Source organism: Pseudoalteromonas sp. SR41-4 (assembly GCF_014163985.1).
Lineage (GTDB): Bacteria > Pseudomonadota > Gammaproteobacteria > Enterobacterales > Alteromonadaceae > Pseudoalteromonas > Pseudoalteromonas rhizosphaerae.
Map to the genome: position 1 here is coordinate 122,748 of NZ_JACJEI010000008.1, position 18,134 is coordinate 140,881.

Annotated in this window: 24 protein-coding genes and 4 tRNA genes; 21 read left to right on the forward strand and 7 right to left on the reverse strand. The window is 40.8% G+C overall.

The features are described 5' to 3' along the window. Positions 1–244: 244 nt before the first annotated feature. From H5180_RS08935 to H5180_RS08960, 6 genes are all read right to left on the reverse strand, one after another. Positions 245–2,188 carry an EAL domain-containing protein gene (locus tag H5180_RS08935; RefSeq protein ID WP_145240729.1) on the reverse strand — a complete coding sequence of 648 codons (1,944 nt, stop codon included), beginning with the start codon at positions 2,186–2,188 and terminating at the stop codon, positions 245–247. Positions 2,189–2,338: 150 nt separating this feature from the next. Continuing rightward, positions 2,339–2,415, reverse strand: a tRNA-Asn gene (locus H5180_RS08940). Positions 2,416–2,442: 27 nt separating this feature from the next. Then, positions 2,443–2,519, reverse strand: a tRNA-Asn gene (locus H5180_RS08945). A gap of 23 nt (positions 2,520–2,542) precedes the next feature. Next, positions 2,543–2,619 (reverse strand) — tRNA-Asn (locus tag H5180_RS08950). Positions 2,620–2,640: 21 nt separating this feature from the next. Then, positions 2,641–2,717 (reverse strand) — tRNA-Asn (locus H5180_RS08955). A gap of 708 nt (positions 2,718–3,425) precedes the next feature. After that, positions 3,426–4,034 carry a helix-turn-helix domain-containing protein gene (locus H5180_RS08960; RefSeq protein WP_182758074.1) on the reverse strand — a complete coding sequence of 203 codons (609 nt, stop codon included), beginning with the start codon at positions 4,032–4,034 and terminating at the stop codon, positions 3,426–3,428. 288 nt (positions 4,035–4,322) lie between these two features. Here H5180_RS08960 and H5180_RS08965 point away from each other — a divergent pair, with 288 nt between their 5' ends. From H5180_RS08965 to H5180_RS09015, 11 genes are all read left to right on the forward strand, one after another. Continuing rightward, on the forward strand, positions 4,323–4,592 hold the full coding sequence (locus H5180_RS08965) for a helix-turn-helix domain-containing protein (protein WP_016707852.1): 270 nt from the start codon (positions 4,323–4,325) through the stop codon (positions 4,590–4,592). Further along, positions 4,592–6,802, forward strand: a complete 2,211-nt coding sequence (locus tag H5180_RS08970; protein ID WP_182758075.1) for a Mu transposase C-terminal domain-containing protein — start codon at positions 4,592–4,594, stop codon at positions 6,800–6,802. The genes H5180_RS08965 and H5180_RS08970 overlap by 1 nt, the downstream gene beginning before the upstream one ends. An 11-nt stretch (positions 6,803–6,813) precedes the next feature. Continuing rightward, positions 6,814–7,521, forward strand: coding sequence for an AAA family ATPase (locus H5180_RS08975; protein WP_016707850.1), 708 nt, complete (start codon positions 6,814–6,816; stop codon positions 7,519–7,521). Positions 7,522–7,531: 10 nt separating this feature from the next. After that, entirely contained in the window at positions 7,532–8,134 is a 603-nt protein-coding gene (locus tag H5180_RS08980) for a hypothetical protein (RefSeq protein ID WP_182758076.1), read from the forward strand. Beyond that, on the forward strand, positions 8,121–8,450 hold the full coding sequence (locus H5180_RS08985; RefSeq protein ID WP_016707848.1) for a helix-turn-helix transcriptional regulator: 330 nt from the start codon (positions 8,121–8,123) through the stop codon (positions 8,448–8,450). Before H5180_RS08980 ends, H5180_RS08985 begins: the two co-directional genes overlap by 14 nt. Before the next feature lie 2 nt (positions 8,451–8,452). Beyond that, positions 8,453–8,659, forward strand: a complete 207-nt coding sequence (locus H5180_RS08990; protein ID WP_182740183.1) for a hypothetical protein — start codon at positions 8,453–8,455, stop codon at positions 8,657–8,659. A 6-nt stretch (positions 8,660–8,665) separates the two neighbouring features. Next, on the forward strand, positions 8,666–9,268 hold the full coding sequence (locus H5180_RS08995; protein ID WP_182758077.1) for a DUF3164 family protein: 603 nt from the start codon (positions 8,666–8,668) through the stop codon (positions 9,266–9,268). A gap of 12 nt (positions 9,269–9,280) precedes the next feature. After that, entirely contained in the window at positions 9,281–9,466 is a 186-nt protein-coding gene (locus tag H5180_RS09000; RefSeq protein WP_182758078.1) for a hypothetical protein, read from the forward strand. An 89-nt stretch (positions 9,467–9,555) separates the two neighbouring features. Then, the gene (locus tag H5180_RS09005) at positions 9,556–9,747 is read left to right on the forward strand and encodes a hypothetical protein (protein WP_064668447.1); all 192 of its coding nucleotides are present in this window, start codon (positions 9,556–9,558) and stop codon (positions 9,745–9,747) included. Next, on the forward strand, positions 9,740–10,207 hold the full coding sequence (locus tag H5180_RS09010) for a gp16 family protein (RefSeq protein WP_182758079.1): 468 nt from the start codon (positions 9,740–9,742) through the stop codon (positions 10,205–10,207). Before H5180_RS09005 ends, H5180_RS09010 begins: the two co-directional genes overlap by 8 nt. Then, entirely contained in the window at positions 10,200–10,625 is a 426-nt protein-coding gene (locus H5180_RS09015; protein ID WP_182758080.1) for a Mor transcription activator family protein, read from the forward strand. The genes H5180_RS09010 and H5180_RS09015 overlap by 8 nt, the downstream gene beginning before the upstream one ends. Positions 10,626–10,632: 7 nt before the next feature. Here the strand turns inward: H5180_RS09015 and H5180_RS09020 are convergent, their stop codons facing one another. Further along, complete coding sequence (locus H5180_RS09020; RefSeq protein ID WP_182758081.1) at positions 10,633–11,463, reverse strand: hypothetical protein; 831 nt, start codon at positions 11,461–11,463, stop codon at positions 10,633–10,635. A 69-nt stretch (positions 11,464–11,532) separates the two neighbouring features. On the opposite strand from H5180_RS09020, the gene H5180_RS09025 reads away from it, so the two are divergent. The 10 genes from H5180_RS09025 to H5180_RS09070 are packed head-to-tail and all read left to right on the forward strand — an operon-like array spanning position 11,533 to position 17,997. After that, positions 11,533–13,320, forward strand: coding sequence for a P-loop NTPase fold protein (locus H5180_RS09025; protein WP_182758082.1), 1,788 nt, complete (start codon positions 11,533–11,535; stop codon positions 13,318–13,320). Between the two features lie 43 nt (positions 13,321–13,363). Further along, complete coding sequence (locus H5180_RS09030; protein ID WP_182758083.1) at positions 13,364–13,951, forward strand: glycoside hydrolase family 108 protein; 588 nt, start codon at positions 13,364–13,366, stop codon at positions 13,949–13,951. Continuing rightward, positions 13,952–14,215, forward strand: coding sequence for a hypothetical protein (locus H5180_RS09035; protein WP_182758084.1), 264 nt, complete (start codon positions 13,952–13,954; stop codon positions 14,213–14,215). Beyond that, a complete protein-coding gene (locus H5180_RS09040; RefSeq protein ID WP_182758085.1) occupies positions 14,205–14,486 on the forward strand; it encodes a hypothetical protein in 282 nt (93 codons plus the stop codon). The genes H5180_RS09035 and H5180_RS09040 overlap by 11 nt, the downstream gene beginning before the upstream one ends. After that, entirely contained in the window at positions 14,476–14,922 is a 447-nt protein-coding gene (locus tag H5180_RS09045) for a 3TM-type holin (protein WP_182758086.1), read from the forward strand. Before H5180_RS09040 ends, H5180_RS09045 begins: the two co-directional genes overlap by 11 nt. Further along, complete coding sequence (locus H5180_RS09050) at positions 14,919–15,140, forward strand: TraR/DksA family transcriptional regulator (protein WP_182740195.1); 222 nt, start codon at positions 14,919–14,921, stop codon at positions 15,138–15,140. Before H5180_RS09045 ends, H5180_RS09050 begins: the two co-directional genes overlap by 4 nt. A gap of 1 nt (position 15,141) precedes the next feature. Then, complete coding sequence (locus H5180_RS09055; RefSeq protein WP_064668437.1) at positions 15,142–15,468, forward strand: DUF2730 family protein; 327 nt, start codon at positions 15,142–15,144, stop codon at positions 15,466–15,468. Between the two features lie 33 nt (positions 15,469–15,501). Continuing rightward, entirely contained in the window at positions 15,502–15,801 is a 300-nt protein-coding gene (locus H5180_RS09060; protein ID WP_182758087.1) for a hypothetical protein, read from the forward strand. Between the two features lie 2 nt (positions 15,802–15,803). Next, positions 15,804–16,400, forward strand: a complete 597-nt coding sequence (locus tag H5180_RS09065; RefSeq protein ID WP_182740197.1) for a DUF3486 family protein — start codon at positions 15,804–15,806, stop codon at positions 16,398–16,400. Continuing rightward, the gene (locus tag H5180_RS09070; protein ID WP_182758088.1) at positions 16,393–17,997 is read left to right on the forward strand and encodes a terminase large subunit domain-containing protein; all 1,605 of its coding nucleotides are present in this window, start codon (positions 16,393–16,395) and stop codon (positions 17,995–17,997) included. Before H5180_RS09065 ends, H5180_RS09070 begins: the two co-directional genes overlap by 8 nt. The last annotated feature ends 137 nt before the right edge of the window (positions 17,998–18,134 follow it).

Below are 18,134 nucleotides of genomic sequence, written 5' to 3' on the forward strand. Positions count from 1 at the left end.
CCTCAAGCTATAATAAACGCCGACATTATCCTTTTTTATTGGCTGTTTAACAACACGTAGAAGGTAAATAAACGGCTCATTTAATAATGATAGTGAATTGCATTTAGAAATTTATAGCATGATAAATAAAGATTAACTGTTCATTAACCTAGTTACTGACATTTGGAATGATAAAGCAGATCAGGGGAGGGGGAAATAAACTACTAGAAAACTAAAAAGGTGCTCAAAGCACCCTTTAGATTGATTAAATATCTTTTGGCTTTTCGATGTAATAACCTTGCACACCATCAAGACATAAAGTTTCAATAATGTGTTTTTCTTCTTGGCTTTCAACACCCTCAGCAAAAACACTAACACCAATTCGATGCGCGAGGTCGACCATTAAACGCATAAAGTATTGGTTATTTTTATCTTCTTCAAGGCCGCGAGTATAGCTTGCATCCATTTTGATAAAGTCAGGTTTTAAATCGCGGAAAAACTTAAACGAGGTTAAACCAACACCAAATCGTTCTACCGTGATCCGAGCACCAACACGGTGGATCATATCTATAAAGCGTTTACTGGCTTTAATATTTTGCTGTAAGCCAAATTCACTCACTTCGAATACCAGTTTTGAGGCAATATTTGTGTCTTTTAATAAACGTCGCTCTAGCCAAATTACGAACTGATCATTGTGTGCGCTTGAGGCGGTAACATTCAAACCAAAGAATTTTTCAGAGAAATTACGGCTCTTAATTTTTTCCAGTGATGAATTAATGATTAACTGATCAATTTCCATCGCCATATCAAGCTTTTCAGCCATAGCTAAAAATGAAGCGGTAGGCAATACTTGGTTTTCTGTTGTTTTAAAGCGCACTTGAATTTCAGCGTAGGCCTTCATGCTTTTACCAATTGGCATAATGTTTTGCATTACCAGATGTACACGCTCAGCTTCAATTACTTCATTAATCACTTTACGCCAGTTTTGATTGCCAAATCCTGCACTTACATTATTAACTAAATCAGTTTCGCGTTGTATATGCCAGGCGTTAGCTTGTTTTGATTGGGCCATGCTCATAGCATTGTCTACTATCGAAAGTAGCTCACCTAAGGGTTTGCCTTTTTCATAAGCGACGATCCCAGTATTTGCTACTGAGCTTAATTCTTGGTTTTGCTGATATTGAGTAAATCGAGATTGTAAGTTATCACCAAAACGTTCAGATTCCTTGAGAGGAGTGTTAGGCAGCACAATCGCGAAATCTGAGCTATTCAAACGAAAAACTTTACTGCCTGTATATGTGCCGCTGATATGTTTAATAATATCAGCCACAGCTTTGACATACTCGTCACCTTTTTGGTAACCACGAGTTTGGTTGATTGCTTGTAATTCACTACAACGAACCATCGCCAAAGAGCCAAAGGTGCTTTTTTCACTGCTTTCAATGTACTTCTCATAATATTCAACAAACATATTACGGTTGCCAAGTTCAGTAACTACATCTTTATAAGCTTCTTGCTTGATAGAATGTGCGGCATTTTGAATATCATCATGCTTACTTTGTAAAAAGTGCGACAGGCGATTAAAGCTCGGCACTAGGTCAACGCCCAGTTGTTTTATTTTGCTGCTATTAATTGCTGTTTCAAGACCGTTGTTGACTTGATTTTGATTGATATAAACATCAATTATCTCAGCCACTGTCATGCTTATATTTCTATTTAGCTTACTAAACATGGTTTTCATAAACACAATGGGAATAATTGCCATTAAACCTGACACTAAAATAACAATAAACAACGCTTGTTGGAGTATCAACCCAAGGTTATTGGCATTAATAGTAAATTCAACTTTGATATCAGACGCTTGATTAACAGCAAATTGAGGACGGATAGAGTTAAAGCTGGTGTTAACTAATTGCGCAATGGCTGGTAATGAAGTAGGGGATGTAATATTTATAAGTTCTTTACCTTGCTGATCACGCAAAATAAATGAAGAAAAAGTATTACCGTCAGCAAGCACTTGCTGAAGTTTATCTGGTGCTATATCGACAATAGAATGTTTACTAATATAGTTGTTTACCACTGATTGCGTTTTATGTTGTGCATCGCTTACTGCGTTGTCAAACGCTGACGCAACAAAATAGCCACCAATACTTGCAAACAACAGCCAAGATATTAATTGAATAAATATGAGTTTTTTGAAACCAGCCATGTCTTATTCTTTTTAGTAGATCAAAGGGAAGGAATCAGATCCTTGATTAATCAAATTATTTTACACTTATTATATGTGTATTAAAAAGAAATATTTTGATTGTAGTAGAGTAGTGGAATTGTTTAGGAAAGTCTAATTGATTCTTTAAGTTGGCTCCCCCTCCCCGACTCGAACGGGGGACCTGCGGATTAACAGTCCGTCGCTCTAACCAACTGAGCTAAGGGGGAACTACAATACTTAAATTTTATATGATTTGGCTCCCCCTCCCCGACTCGAACGGGGGACCTGCGGATTAACAGTCCGTCGCTCTAACCAACTGAGCTAAGGGGGAACAATAATCATATTACATAAACTTGGCTCCCCCTCCCCGACTCGAACGGGGGACCTGCGGATTAACAGTCCGTCGCTCTAACCAACTGAGCTAAGGGGGAATCGTTTATGGTTGAAAAGACTGGCTCCCCCTCCCCGACTCGAACGGGGGACCTGCGGATTAACAGTCCGTCGCTCTAACCAACTGAGCTAAGGGGGAAGCGTATGTGCCTTTCAACGGGGCGAAATATTAATGACCGCGCTGCAAAGTGTCAACACATAAAACCGGATAAACAAAAAAAAGCAGTCTGTTCGATGTTTTTATGTTCGATCTGGCTGTTTTGTGGCTTTTTTTCTCCCTATTTGAGTCGTGTAGATCGAGATGTGGCATAAAATTATGGTTTCTAACGACTAAAAAACAAACAAGTTAACCGCCAAGCAAATTATAAAAGTGATCATTTATCTAGTTTTGTACGAATAAATTTATGAAATGTACTTTTTTAACGTTAGCTAATAAAAGCGCAAATTCGCAATAATTAAATTTACTTATGCATTTAATTAGTCGTTAACGAAAAATGCCGAGAAAAAAATGACATACAGATCTGAACCCTTAGTTTAGCGACTTAATACCCATGAGAATAGCAAGGAAATATATATATATTTTTTTATTTCAATTGGTTAAATTTATTTTTTCATATTGAATGGGCGTTTAAATAAATGTGACAGATCATTGGTACAGGGGTTAAGTATGTTTTTGTAACTAACAGATCTAAATGATAACTAGGGAATAGGTAAGAATAGATGGGAAAACGCGGGATAAATAAGGGTTTAAGCACTGTTTTATAAAAATAAAGCGCGAAAAGATAAAGCGCGAATTAATGATAAATAAAAGTACGAAACCGTGATAAAAACGGCGTTCATTGATAAATTAAAAGCTAAGCTCAGCTTTTACAACTTTTCCTAATAAACCGAGTGTTTTTAGAATGTAATGAGATTCGGTTTCACCACCTTCAATTGCAAAGCTCAAGTCTTTACGAGTAGGGTGATCAAACAACAAATGAAGCTTAGAATTGGTAAGCTTTAACTTGGCTGCAAAATAACCACCATTCATTGGATTTAAAAACCCATAAATCGAATCAGCATCAATAGTTTTATTACTGGTATCTATAGAAACTAATGCACCTGCTGGAATAAGCGTATGTGACTCTTCGCTTAGTTGAACTTGTAACTTATCAGTATGATTTTCATCACTCAGCTGGCTCTGAGTATGGGCCACAGACGTTGGTGTTAAAGAGTCTAACGCACGATCAATTGCATTTGGTGAAGCTTTAGAATCATCCAGGCGTTTTAATAAAACATTGAGAAATGGCTCATCAACTAAAGCTGAAAACTCCACTAAATAATCGAAAGGGGGATCGCGACTATCCTCATATTTTGATTGAGTGTTTCTATGCACGCCAGTTCGTTCGGCTACTGTTCCGATATCTAAGAACTTACGTTCTCTTAACGTTTTTAAGTACTCATTGAATGCAGGCATTAACTTTATCAATAGTTATGATCGTGGACATGACAGTATTTAATCACACAAGCGAGTGCATACAAAATAAAAATTGAAAATCTGCTTTTCTTCGAAGTGCGATCTCTTCGCACTTCAAAGCGCGAAGTGCGATCCAGCCAAGCAAAAAACTAAAAAATTAATTTCACCTATAAATCAATACCTTAATTGCAATGCACTCACTTGTGTGCAAATAATGCTTGTATGCACAACTTTGTGTGTATATATTTGTGTGCATGAATACAAAATACACACGAAAGGGTGCATAAAATGGAACATGCAAATCGTCCAGGTTGGACGGTAACAGAAATAAAGGCAGCCTTAGAAGTTGAGGGTTGGTCTTGTCGTCAACTTTCATTTAGTCGTGGCTATACATCAAACGCAGTGCAAACAGCTTTACATCGGCCTTACCCCGTAGTTGAAAAAATAATTGCCGAAGTAATTGGCGTCAGTGCCTTTGAAATATGGCCTGAGCGCTATGGGGTAGATGGTAAACCAAATCGTAAAGCAGGCCGCCGTAAATTAATGAGGGTTGAATAATGGAACTATTAACAGCTCACCAGATAGCTGCATTCTTGCTAGTAAGTAAGCGCAGTATTCAATTAAAAGCTAAGGCTGAGGCATGGCCCTATACAGAAGTAAAAGGCCGAGGCGGAAAAGTTCGTAAGTATGCACTTGTTGAACTTCCTGCACATGTTTGTGTGCAAGTGCAACAAGCAATGATTCAAGATAATCAATCTCCAGCAGCTCAAAGTGGCAAAGGATACCTTGCTGTGAACGAGCAAAGTGATCGTTTAAACCAACAACTAGCAACAGAACTTAAGCATCAAAACTTAAAGCAACTTGCAGGGCTTGAGAATATCCCACCCAAAGCAAGTGCGAAAATCTATTTATTAAACGCAGCAAAAGAGTTTGTAAGTGCGAACAGTCTACCTAAAGTTTTAGGGTTTGATCTATTTAGTGAGCGCTATAACCAAGGCTTGTTAGATATACCAGCAGAGCACAAAAGCTTAATCCCATCCGTTTCGCGTATTACCTTATTGCGCTGGCAAAAAACGGTAGATCAAAAAGGCATAGCAGGACTTGCTGTAAAAATTAAGCGCTCAGGCAAATCAATCATCGACTCTGATCCAGAGCTTAGTGATTTTTGCATCGCTATGATTTACCAATACCCACACGTAAAAGCCACGCAAGTAAAAGAAGGTTTAATAGCCCGTTTTTACAGCCAGGGCAAAGCAATTCCAGCTGAGACCACAATCCGTGAATGGCTAACACGTTGGAAGCGCGACAACAGCGCGCTCTACACAAAAATGGCAAACCCAGATGCTTGGAAAAACAAGTATATGAGCGCCATGGGTAAAATGGACGAAAACATTAAACGTATTAATCAGTTATGGGAGTTCGATTCAACCCCGTCTGACGTAATGCTCGTTGATGGCCGTCACTCGCTAATCGGCATTATCGACGTATTTACTCGCCGTTCTAAAGTTGTGATCCACCCAACCAGCGACAGCACCGGTATTTGTTTAGTTATCCGTAAAGCCATACTTGATTGGGGTATCCCTGAAATTGCTCGTACTGATAACGGCAAAGACTACACATCAATTCAAATTACTAGTGTGTTTGATGCACTCGACATAAAGCACGAAACAACACGCCCATTTAGCGGAGAAGAAAAGCCATATATTGAGCGCTTTTTCAAAACGTTTTCGCATGATTTAGCTGAGCTACTAACAGGCTATATAGGTCATAACGTTTCAGAACGTCAAGCAATCGAAGCGCGCAAAACCTTTGCCCAGCGCTTATTAGCAAAGCAGGGCGGCGATAAATCAGCAGTTGATATCAACATGACCGCTCAGCAGCTGCAAGAGTTCGTAGATAACTGGATCGACAACCGTTATCACCACAAGCCACACAGCAACATAGGCAACAAGACACCATTCGAATTATTCGCAGCAAGTCGCGACCAAATCAAAGTGATCAAAGACGAGCGTTTGCTTGATGTAATGCTACAGCCAGTACCTACAAACCGTGGTTTACGCACAGTTGGTAAAGAAGGTATCAAGCTAAGTGGCGGGTTCTATATTGCCCCAGAGCTTGGCGCAATCGTAGGTAGCGAAGTGCTATGTAAATGGGACCCTAAAAACGTAGGCCGTATATACGTATTTAATCGCATGAATAACGAGTTTATTTGTGTCGCGGTAGATCACGAAATTCAGTCCGCAGGTATGACACGCCAAGACGTTGCGCACCACGCAAAACGCAGCCAAGCAGCCGAAACATCACGCCAGCTAAAAGAGCTTAAAAAGACCGCTAAATCAGTAAATGTATCAGATATAGCAAATGAAGTACTCAGCCATTACAGCGAGCAAAATAAAGCATTAGCAACACTGCCTAAACAAAGTGTTGAACACACTAATGTCATTACTCAATCGGCAATTAAAGCACTTGATAGCAAGCCTGTCACAACCTACAGCGACGAACAACTAAGCGAGTTTGAGAGACGCCGTAAGCAGTTAAGTGATGAAACAGCGGCGGCAAATATCAACCCAGTACCGTTATTTAATAACCCACAAGACAAAGCCATGTACCACAAAAAGCAGCGACTAAACAACCAATTAAGTGATGTAGATGCGCTTTGGCTGAATACGTGGGAGCTGCAAAACCGTGCCTTATCAGCACGACTAGATGACCTATTAACAGAAATGAACGCAGCACCAGCTGCACTAACTCAATTGCAAAAACAGTAAAGGAATTAACCATGAAAACTAAAATAGCGATCGTAAGTAACGTAGTAGCCACTCAAATGATGGTTGAAGCACTAACTCAGCGCGCGCATGGCGTGCCAGGCATAGGCTTAATTTACGGTGATCCAGGTCTTGGTAAAACTACCGCAACTGCATGGTTAGTAAACCGCTGCGACGGTATCTATATTCGTGCTACATCAGGTATGAGTTTAACCCAGTTACTGCGCCAAATAGTTAAAGAGTTAAGCGGCCCTGATATTTATACCCGTGAGGCCATGCTTAATTACATCATTGAACACATGGCTATCTCTAATCGCACTCTATTTATTGATGAAGCCGACTACCTATTAAACGACAAAAACACCTTAGAAATCGTGCGAGATATCCACGACCTAACTTACTGCCCAGTAGTATTAATTGGCATGGAATCAGTTCGCCGTAAATTACAGCGTCATCGTCAATTCTATAACCGTATTTCAGAATGGTTAGAGTTTAAGCCAACCCAATTTGAAGATTTACAAATCATCGTTAACGCAGTAATCGAGCCTGTTCTAACTATTCAAGATGATTTACTCAAACAGCTACTTAGTGATACTGACGGCGAAGTGCGTCGCATCATTACAGGCCTATCAAAAATAGAGGCATTCGCACTTGCTAACGGCTTAACAAGTATCGACCTACAACAGTGGGGCTCAAAAGAATTTTTCCTTAAAAAAGCGTAGGGGAAAATCAGTGAGCCGCCAAAAATTACAAGACGCATGGCAAGCAATGAAAATCCTAAAACGGTTTTCATTGCAACAAGTGCGCGACGCAATCGAACACACCACATTAGATAGCTTAAAGGCCTTTGCAAAGCGTCTAGTCGCAGAAAACGCAATTGCTGAACATGTTGATCATGAGGACGTTACATACAGCATGTTAAACGCAAAATATAACCCGTTTGAACAGCCAGTAAATAGTGGTGTAACTAATAAAAATTCAGGGAGACAACGCATGTGGCAATCAATGCGCATCCTAAACGAATTTGATGCAGGACAAGTGGCAAGTACCGCTAATGTGTCGCTGTCATCAGCTCGCTCATATATCTCAATACTTAAAAAAGTAGGGTACATATTTGTTGTAAAAAATGCTCCGCGTTCAGGCTCATTAATAGAGCGAGCAGGGGAGACAACTATTTACCGCATGCTCAAAAATACCGGGCCTAAACGGCCAATTCCCAAAACTAAAGGCGTGTTTGATGCCAATACAAACAAGCTCGTTAAGTTCAAAGAAGTAAAGCGCAAAGCAGTGCAAATAGCTCCCGTTACCTTAGGAGAGGCGCATGACTACAACTAACTGGTTGCAAGTACTTGCTGATGAAACAAAAGCGCAAGGGATGCGCCTCGTAGCTCAAAAACTAGGGGTGAGTAAAGCAACTGTAAGCCAAGTAATAAACGGTAAATACAAGGCAAACACCAAAGTCATTCAGCAACGTGTCGAGGGTGTTTTTATGGCAAGCACTGTTGATTGCCCAATCCTTGATGTGATCCCAATCAACGTATGCCTAGAGCACCAGGCTAAAAAATTTGCAGCAACCAATCATGTTCGCGTTGCACTTTATCGGGCGTGTCGTAATGGCTGCCCTCACTCAAAAATTTGCGAGAGTAAATAACCATGGAACTACGCGACACATTAATAGAACTGCAAAAAAGAGGGCTGCGAGTTATCAGCTCACATAAAGGCTTTAGCCGCCACATCATCGAAGTGGCAGGCAAAGCCCCAGCACATTTACCAGTAATAACCGAAACCAAAAACGGGCAAACGCGCCAAGTTCGCCCAGCAAAACTACACGGTCAAATCATCATGTTTATAGAAGGATAAACCATCATGCCACAAGGTTTTTTAGTTAATCATAAAGGCCATCAAGTGCCGCTTAAAGGCATTCGCCCAGCCGATATTATTCGCCATGAGTTTGTGCAGTCAGCCATTGCCAAAGCTAAAGAGCAAAGCCAAGCCCTTGCTGAATTTAAAAAGCAGCAAATGAGCGAGTTTGACGCATTCATGGGCTTACTAGCCCAAGAGTACGCAGTAGAAATGGGCGGCAAAAAAGGCAATGTCACACTACGCAGTTTTGATCACAAGCAAAAAATCACCCTGCAAGTGCAAGAAAGCATCGAGCTTGGCCCAGAGCTACTAGTAGCAAAAGAGTTAATAGACGAGTGCCTAAACGAGTGGAGCGAGGGCGCTAACGAAAATCTAAAACTCATTATTGAGCAAACCTTTGCCACCGACAAAAAAGGCAAAGTTAGCGTGCAAAAAGTACTTGGCTTGCGTCGCCTTAAAATCACTGACGACAGCGGTAAATGGCAGCGTGCTATGGACATCATAGCCGATGCAATCCAAGTCATAGATTCAACCCGCTTTATTCGTTTTTACGAAAGCGTAGGCGAGCAAGAGCGCGCAATATTACTTGATATAGCAAAGCTGTAAAGGGGAAACATCATGGAAGTTACACCAACAATTCAAGTAAATGAACATAGCGATTTACAAAGCCTTGTAACCCTCGTAGCGAAAAGCAAAGAGCCCGTGAATATCAACTTTGTATTTCAAAACATCACTTTTGTAGTGCAAAGCCAGCTGGTTGGCATCAACCCAACAGTGCAAAAAGGCATAACACAACCCAGTTAAGTAACCAAAAAGTGCGCATGGATGCGGCTTTTTATCAAAGCTTTTTCAATTAGCAAGAGCTTTGATAAACAGCAAACATAGGAGGTTTTATGACTACCCCAAATACACAAGTAACGCCAAGCCTACAACTCAAAGAGCTGGCCGCGCTGGTTAAGTTTTTAGAGCTATCACACACTTTTGCAATTGATAGCAGCGTGTTTACACAGCAAGAAGGCGCAGACATTTGCCAAAGCTATTTAAGTCTACGCGAGCAGTTAGAAGAGTTTAAACGTCATGACTAAGAAAAAACTTATACAGCTAATTCACATAGCTAAAAGCCAACTAGGGCTAGACGACGACACCTACCGCGCCGCATTACTAGGCTCTGCGGGTAAAACGTCATGCAGCCAAATGAGCCTACCCGAGCTAAACCAAGTGCTAGAGCACTTTAAAAAAGCAGGGTTTAAAGCCAAGGCTAAACGCCGTTTAAGCCCCAAATCATCACCAAAGCAACATGGCGAAATAAACAAAATCCGCGCTATTTGGATCACCATGCACAAACAGGGTTTTGTACGCGATGGCTCAGAAACCGCCTTAGATGCCTATGTAGACCGCATGCTAAACCGTGCAATAGTTGGGGCGAACGTCAGTTACCACACCCATTTTTTAACTCAGCAGCAAGCTATACAGGTACTAGAGTCGCTTAAAAAATGGCACAAGCGTGAATTACTAAAAGAGCAACAGGGTGATAATAATGGCTAATCATACAGAACAGCAAACAGAACTATTTGGTAGCAGTGTTGAAGAGCTGCAAAATTGCCTTACTAAGCTATCACCAGATGATGCCGCAGCCGTTCGCAAGCGCTGGCCTAGCAACTTACAATCTCTAGCGTTACTCATAGAGGCTGAGCTGACTAAAGCCAAAGTTAATGATCCACACATAGTAGGTGAGGCTATCACCTTGGCAATAGGTCATTATTTTGGTGGACGTGATGTATACATACCAACAGATCAACGATTAAAAGCAGCACTGCGTGATATCCAAATTTGGCAAGAGTTTAATGGCTATAACATGGAAAACTTAGCCATTAAGTTTGGCTTAACACAACGGCGTGTTGCTGAAGTAATTCAGCAACAGCGTAGTGTGGAGTTTCAAAGGAGGCAGAGAAATTTGTTTTAGCCGTAACTTAATCCCAGGTTAGTCCTTTTCTACCATTTAAATTATTGGTTTTAGAAAGTTTGTAATAGCTTTCTAAGGCTTCGTATTTAAGGTTAGAGAGTTCTTCAATGCCTTTTTTTGTGAGTGATACATTATTTTCGTCATTAATTTCGATTAATTCATCGTCAAAGTTTGAGGATGTTAATTGTTTACCATTTGATGCTTTATAACCTAGATCTTTCAACAACTTATTAATATGTAAAGGTTCTTGAAGTAATGCTTCAAAAAAAATTATTTTGTCAACTTTCTGTGGTGAGAGTTCAGATGAGATAATTTCTTGATTTATCTTTACATTTGAAAATAAATCAAAAATTTTATTTACTTTACTTTTGTATCCTTCAATCTTATGCGCTTCGCTAGTCCTGTAAGAAGTCAATTCTTCTGTTGCTAAAGTAAGTTCATTTTTTAATTTTTCGAATTCATGTTCATAGTAGTTTCTTAATGAATTTGACTCTTCTAAAGTTAAGCTATGAGAACTAAAAAGCTCAGGTAAAGAGTTCATTTGAAACTCTCTAGTATAGGCTATAAATCGGGTGTAGCCTGCAGTAAACAGAGGTAGTAAAAATACAAGAGCTAAGCTTGAAGCTAGAGGAAACACTAAATTAAGACACAAGTCAGAATAGTTTTCAGAAACTGCTTTTAATTTATATACAACATCGAGATTAGAAAAAAATAAAAAATATATAGCTTTCCAGTTAAAAAACAACCACGAAATTATGAAGCTACCTAGCAACGGGTGTGTAACCTTATCAGTTATTGATGCTTTTATTGAGTTAGACATATCGATCAAGGATGACATTGTAAGTCCTTTTTTATATTGTTGTTTTATCTATATTTAACTTAAGACAAAATTAACATGGATTGTAATATGCAAGAAATAAAAAAAAGAATAAATACTCATTTTCTAGATTCAAGTATGCCGCCAATGGTAATGTTAGATGGGCAATGGGGAAGTGGTAAAACTTATTTTATTAGAAACAACTACATGCAAAATACTTCTGACGAACAAGATGCAAAGTTGGGTTCAAAGAAGAAAATATTTTTTTCTTTATATGGCATAAACTCTCTAGATGACTTTAAGGATAAATTACTGTCACACTTAATGCTTGGAAGAGGGGATGGAGAACAGATAGCAACACATGCTACGAGCTTTGTTACGTCTATCTCTAAATATTTGGGTTCAGAAACATCAGGAGCACTTTCAGTAGTAGGCAGTTTAGCTGGTGCTTTGAAGCATTCTTACCTTAATGATATTTCTGATATTATCTTAATATTAGATGACCTTGAGAGGTTAGATGACCCTAAATTACAAGGCCAAATTCTCGGGGAGTGTTTAGAGTTAGCAGAAAAGAAAAGTTTTTATGTATTAGTTTTGGCTAATAGTGAAGCGATTTCGGAAAGTTCTAGACCATTACTCGAAAAATCTTTTTCAGAACTGGTCACCTTTGAATTGACCCATGACGAAGTTTTCAAAAACTGTATTTCGGATACTTCTTTTTCTACTGATGAACAAAGAATTTTAAAAAGTTATAGCACACAATTCCAAAATCAAAGAGCCTTAAAAAGGGGAATTAAGCAAATTGAAAAGATTTGGTCGAATATAAATAATAAAGAATATCTTCACGTTGAAGAATCATTTACTAACCTTTGCAGTCAAGTTTTGGCTGTTGTTTATGCTAAATATGAATTGAATGGGGATTATAAAACATTAGCGTATTGTCTTTCATCAGTAAGGGCAAAATCATCTGTTAGTTTTGTTATTAAAGCTAAACAAGGTATTGAAGAAGTAAAGTTATCAGAAAAACAACAGAGATATGCTTCATTATTAAGAAATTTGGTGTATGAAGAAAATATATTTAAATCAATTTTTTATGGTGCATGTAATTTTACTGACCCAATAAAAGACCTTGGCCTAGTCAAAATTGAATGTAAATATTGGAAATTACTTAGTCGCGATTTAACACGCATAGAAAATCAAGAAGACTTTGACGAGCAAGTTTTAGCGCTTAAGGACTACTTATTTAAGCAATTAAAGTTGGATTGTTTTGAGTGGTTTTTAGCGGCTAATATATATATGGAGTTAATAAGTAATAATTACTTATTGATAGAGGCTAGTACTGAATTAAAAGCTTTAGAGGAAGCTGTTACTATAGATAAATTTGAGGTTGGAAGGGCTAACAGAATTTTAAGTATGGGCGATACAGAATCTGGATTAGAACCTTTGAAAGCAACGTTACTATTAATAGCAAACACTTTAGATAGTCAAAAGTCTACGGATAAACTCATGTTAGAATTCAGTGAAGATGTCTATGCTACAATTCTTCGATTACAAGCAAAAGATAAAACAGAGCTTATTTTTGATAAAATTGATCCAAAATCGATATACAGTTTAATTGAGAATAACTGGGATCATAGAGATATTTTATATTTTACTAACTATTTGACTGATAGGTATTTTAACTTTCCTGTCCCGAAGTTTTTTTCAGAAACGAGCTTTTTTAAAGAACTCGATTCATCATTAAAAAGTCTAGACTTTGATAGTACCCTCAAAAAAGGCTCGTTAATTAATCTAAAATTGCAAGTTGAAAGTATAATTAATACATTAAATAAGCTTGAATCAAGCTATTTCCCGAAACCCCGCACGGCCATTAATTAAAGCTAACTAACCACAATACCGAAAAACAACAAGGTTTTTCGGTATGCTCCCAACTCTAAATTACTTTAAACAATCACCAGAAATACAAGCAGCGCTTGCCCCGTACTCGCTTAAATTTGCCCAGTGCATATTAACTATTTTGTATTTAGAGGGCGGTTTACGCAGTGACGGCGGTTTAAACGATCTAGCCTCAGACCGTGGCGGCCTTACAAAGTACGGCATTAGTCAACGTGCATACCCAAACCTAGACATTAAAAACCTAACCCTTGCCCATGCTGTACGGCTTTATCACCGTGACTATTGGCGTGCAATGTACTGCGAGCAAGTCCCCGCAGGTGTTGATTTTATGCTGCTTGATGGTGCAGTGCAGCACGGCGCACCCGCAATGACCCAATTAACTCAGCGTCTGGTTAACTCAAAGCCTGATGGCCGTATGGGACCAAAAACCCTAGCCGCTATCGTAGAGCGCCCAGCACTTAGCTTAACCGTATTGCTCAGCGTAAACCGTGGCCGTAAGTACGCCCGTATTTGCGCGAATGACCCAAGTCAAAAACCAAACCTTGAGGGCTGGTATAACCGCCTAGCTCACGCCTCTGAATATGCTGTTAAACAGCTGTTAGAGGTGCATTAAATGGGCAGCAATTGGGAGTGGTCATATCGCAAAGGCCGCGATGACCGTATGAAACAAGAGGTTGATGCGCGCATGCACAATATGCCATTCGACCCGCGAAAAATCCCCCTACACAGCCACTGCGGCACAATGCAAAGCTATTTCAACAAGGGCTGGCAATCAGTAAGAGCCATCGACATACAGCTACGCGTAGACGGCCAACAAATCTATAAAAACGCCCGTGCAGCCCTTAAAAAACGTTTTGGAGAATCCAATGGTCGCTAAAGTAAAGCCACTCACCACAGCACAAAATACCGTCATTAAAGAGCTAGCGCTTACTTTAGTGTTTAGCGAAATAGAGCAGCACGTAGTAAAGCCAAGCTACGAAGAGGCCACCGGTAAAAAATACGACTCACAACACCCTGAGTCATTTACCAACACCATGCTAGACAGCAACCCCAAGGCTAAACAGGTATGGCACGCCTTGCAGGCTGCAATAAAAAAAGAGCACAAGCGCCAGCACAGGCTTTTCAAGGAGCAAGAGAATGGCAATTAAAAATTGGTTTAACGTTGTCGAGCCTGTCACCAAATTGATTGACAGCCTCTTTACCAGTGACGAAGAACGCCAAACCGTTACCAATGAACTCAAACGTATCGAGAACACAGCGCAAAGCCAAGTACTAGAGCTTGAGGGCAAAATTGTAGAACTACAAGGCAAAGTGCTAGAGGCGCAATCGCAAATCATTACAGCCGAGGCCAAAGGCGAAAGCTGGTTACAGCGTAATTGGCGGCCTATTACCATGCTGACTTTTTTGATTTTGATTTGCCTTGATTCCTTTGGTGTGCTGGCGTTTCGCTTATCTGAGCAAGCATGGGACTTACTGCAACTAGGTATTGGTGGTTATGTAATTGGCCGCACCGTTGAAAAAGCTGCACCGGGCGTTAAGCAAGGCATTAAAAACGTAATTGAAAAAGTAAGGAAACCAAATTGAGCAAATTTGACGATGCGCAAAAAATAGAACAACACCTGCTAGATGCTGCGCTATCCATGCATCGAGAAAAATCAAACAAACCAGGTGCAGAGTTTATGCACTGCCAAGAGTGCGGCATTGACATACCCGCAGCACGGCGTAAAGCGGTTAAAAACTGTAGTACCTGTGTTGAGTGCCAATCACTTATTGAAATACAACAACAGCATTACAGGGCTTAGCATGGATTTTATTTTGGAGTGGTACAAAGCCATTTTAACGGTAGGTATTGCCATAGTTGGGGCCGCTGCATTGGCTTGGCTGCGCAGTACCTTTGTTACTAAGAAAGCACATGAAGATATTTCAAAAGCGTTAGAAACCCGTTTAAGCGCTGTCGAGAAAACCATCGAAGACTTGCCCAACTCAGAAGATCTACACGAGCTAGATAAACGCTTGATCGAAGTCAGCGGCAAAATTGACGGCTTAAATCCCCAGCTAACCGACCTAAAACGCCTAACTGATCTACTAATGGAAAACGAACTTAGAGGCGCGCGCAGCAGCGATAGCTAAGCCAACAATAATTTACTACAGGAAAAAACCATCATGGCAATGTTACAAGTTCAAGCCGAACATCAACGAATTAGCATTTTAATCGCCCTTAAAGAATCCGCCGATTACGGTGCAAACAGCAGTATGTTAGCCGATGTGCTACAGCGCTATGCGTTGGGTTGTAGTCGTGATCAGCTTAAAACCTTACTTAATTGGTTAGGGCAAAACGGCTATATAACACTCGATAAACTCACAGAAAACACATGGGTTGCCCGTATTACGCAATCAGGCATAGACGTAGCTGAGGGTACAAGTGTTGTTCCTGGCATTAAACGCCCAGGGCCTCGGGGGTAACTATGAGTGAGTCAATCCGCAGAGGCCAACCCAGCAAAGTTGATTTACTGCCAGAAGATATTAAAAAGCAGCTCGACTCAATGCTACGTGATAAGCGCTTTAGCCAAGGTGAAATACTCGATGCTGTAAACAGCCTTATTATTGAATCTGGTTTAGATGAAGGCGCAACTATTAGCCGCAGTGGCTTAAGCCGTCATGCCCAAAAAACCGAAGCCATAGGCCAAAAGCTACGCGACCTGCGCGAGTCAACCAAAGCACTCACCGCAGAGCTGGGCGAAAAGCCCACAGGCGATACCACCAAGCTTATTTTAGAAATGGGCCGCTCGCAGTTGTTCCGCGCTATGCAGCAGCAAATGATGAACCCCGACGAAGATGCAGCGGTAGACATCGACACCATAAAAGACGCCATGCTCGCAGCTCAGCGCCTAGAGCAAACCGCCATGGCCGCCCATAAACGCCAGCAAGAAATAGAAAAAGCCTATGCTGAAAAGCTCGCTAAAGACCTAGACCAAAAGGTTAAAAACGAAAACTTACCGCAAACCGCAGACGACATGCTGGCCTTTTTCAAACGCGACATATTAGGGCTAAAGCATGACTAGCACCGCGCAAAGTATTACCCAAACTAACGAATTACCACTTAGCAAAGTGGCAGGTTCTTTAGCGGTTGCCATGGGCACAGACATACTTTTTGGTTATCAAAAAGCATGGATGGAAGATGATGCAATAGTTAAAATTGCCGAAAAGTCTCGCCGTACAGGGTTAACTTTTGCCGAAGCGCTAGACGACGTACTAAGCGCAGCTGCACCCGCAAACGCACAAAACACCTATTACCTTGGCTCAGATAAAGAAATGGCTAAGGAGTTTATAGACGCTTGTGCATTTTGGGCGCAAAAGCTCAACATGGTTATGAGCGAAGTAGAAGAGGGTATATTTGAAGAAAAAGACCCCGACGGTACAAAGCGATCAATCAATACCTTTGAAATAAAATTCCCAAGTACGGGTAAAAAAATAGTAGCGCTCAGCTCAAACCCGCGCAACTTACGTGGCCGCCAAGGTAACGTTGTAATAGATGAAGCTGCATTCCATGACCGCTTAGATGAAGTACTTAAAGCTGCCATGGCGCTTACTATGTGGGGCGGGCGAGTACGTATTATTTCGACCCATAACGGGGTAGACAACTTATTTAATACCTTAATAACCCAAGCGCGGCGCGGCCTTAAAAAGTATTCCGTGCATCATATTCCTATTGATAAAGCACTTAGGCATGGGCTTTATAAGCGCATTTGTTTAGTGAGTGGACAAACGTGGACACAAGCAAAAGAAGACGCATGGCTCGCTAATCAAGTTGATTTTTACCCCACTGCCGATGCCGCAAACGAGGAGCTTTACTGTGTACCAAGCCAAGGCGCAGGGCAATACCTAAGCCGCCGCCTACGTGAGCGTGCCTTAAGCGACGACTGTAAAGTACTGCGCTATGAAGCCCCAACCGACTTTGAAAGCTGGACCGAAGAGCAACGCGTAAAAGACGTAGCCACTTGGTGTAAGCAAAATATTGATGATTTAATTAGTGGGTTAAATCCTGATCTAACCCATGCATTTGGTGAGGATTTCGCACGTAAAGGCGATTTAACCGTATTCAGTATTGGTGAGATAAACCAAGACACCAGCCTAATTGTGCCGTTTATGGTAGAGCTGCGTAACGTTACCTACGAGCAGCAAAAGCAAATCATGCTTTATATTTGTGACCGTTTACCAAAACTGCGCGGCCTAGCGTTTGATGCCACAGGTAACGGCGGTTATTTGGCCGAAGCCGCAAGCCTTAACTATGGCACTGAGCTAGTTGATTGTGTGCATTTATCACAAGCCTGGTATCGCGAGTGGATGCCAAAACTAAAAGACTACTTTGAAACCGACAACATCACATTACCTAAAGACCAGGACGTACTCGACGACCTAGGCCAAATCAAACTTAAAAATGGTATTGCTCAAGTTGATAAAGGTAAAAACACCGGTAGCGACGGCAATAAACGCCACGGCGATAGCGCGGTATCAATCGCTATGCTAATCCGCGCCGCTGAAATGGACGGCAGCGCCATCGAATTTACACCACTGCCTAGTAAAGCTAAGCAAAGCGTAAATAGCATGCGGCCAGACCACAGCGACGACTTTGCAAGTGATCGTAAAGCCGCATGGTAGCGCACCGCTTTAGGGTGTTTTATCAAGAGATATTCACAGCCCAAACGCAGCAGCTTGATATAACCGCCGCCAGTTTAGCCAAGGCCCACCAACACACATTAACGCTTGATATATACGTACTAAGCATTAAGCCCATC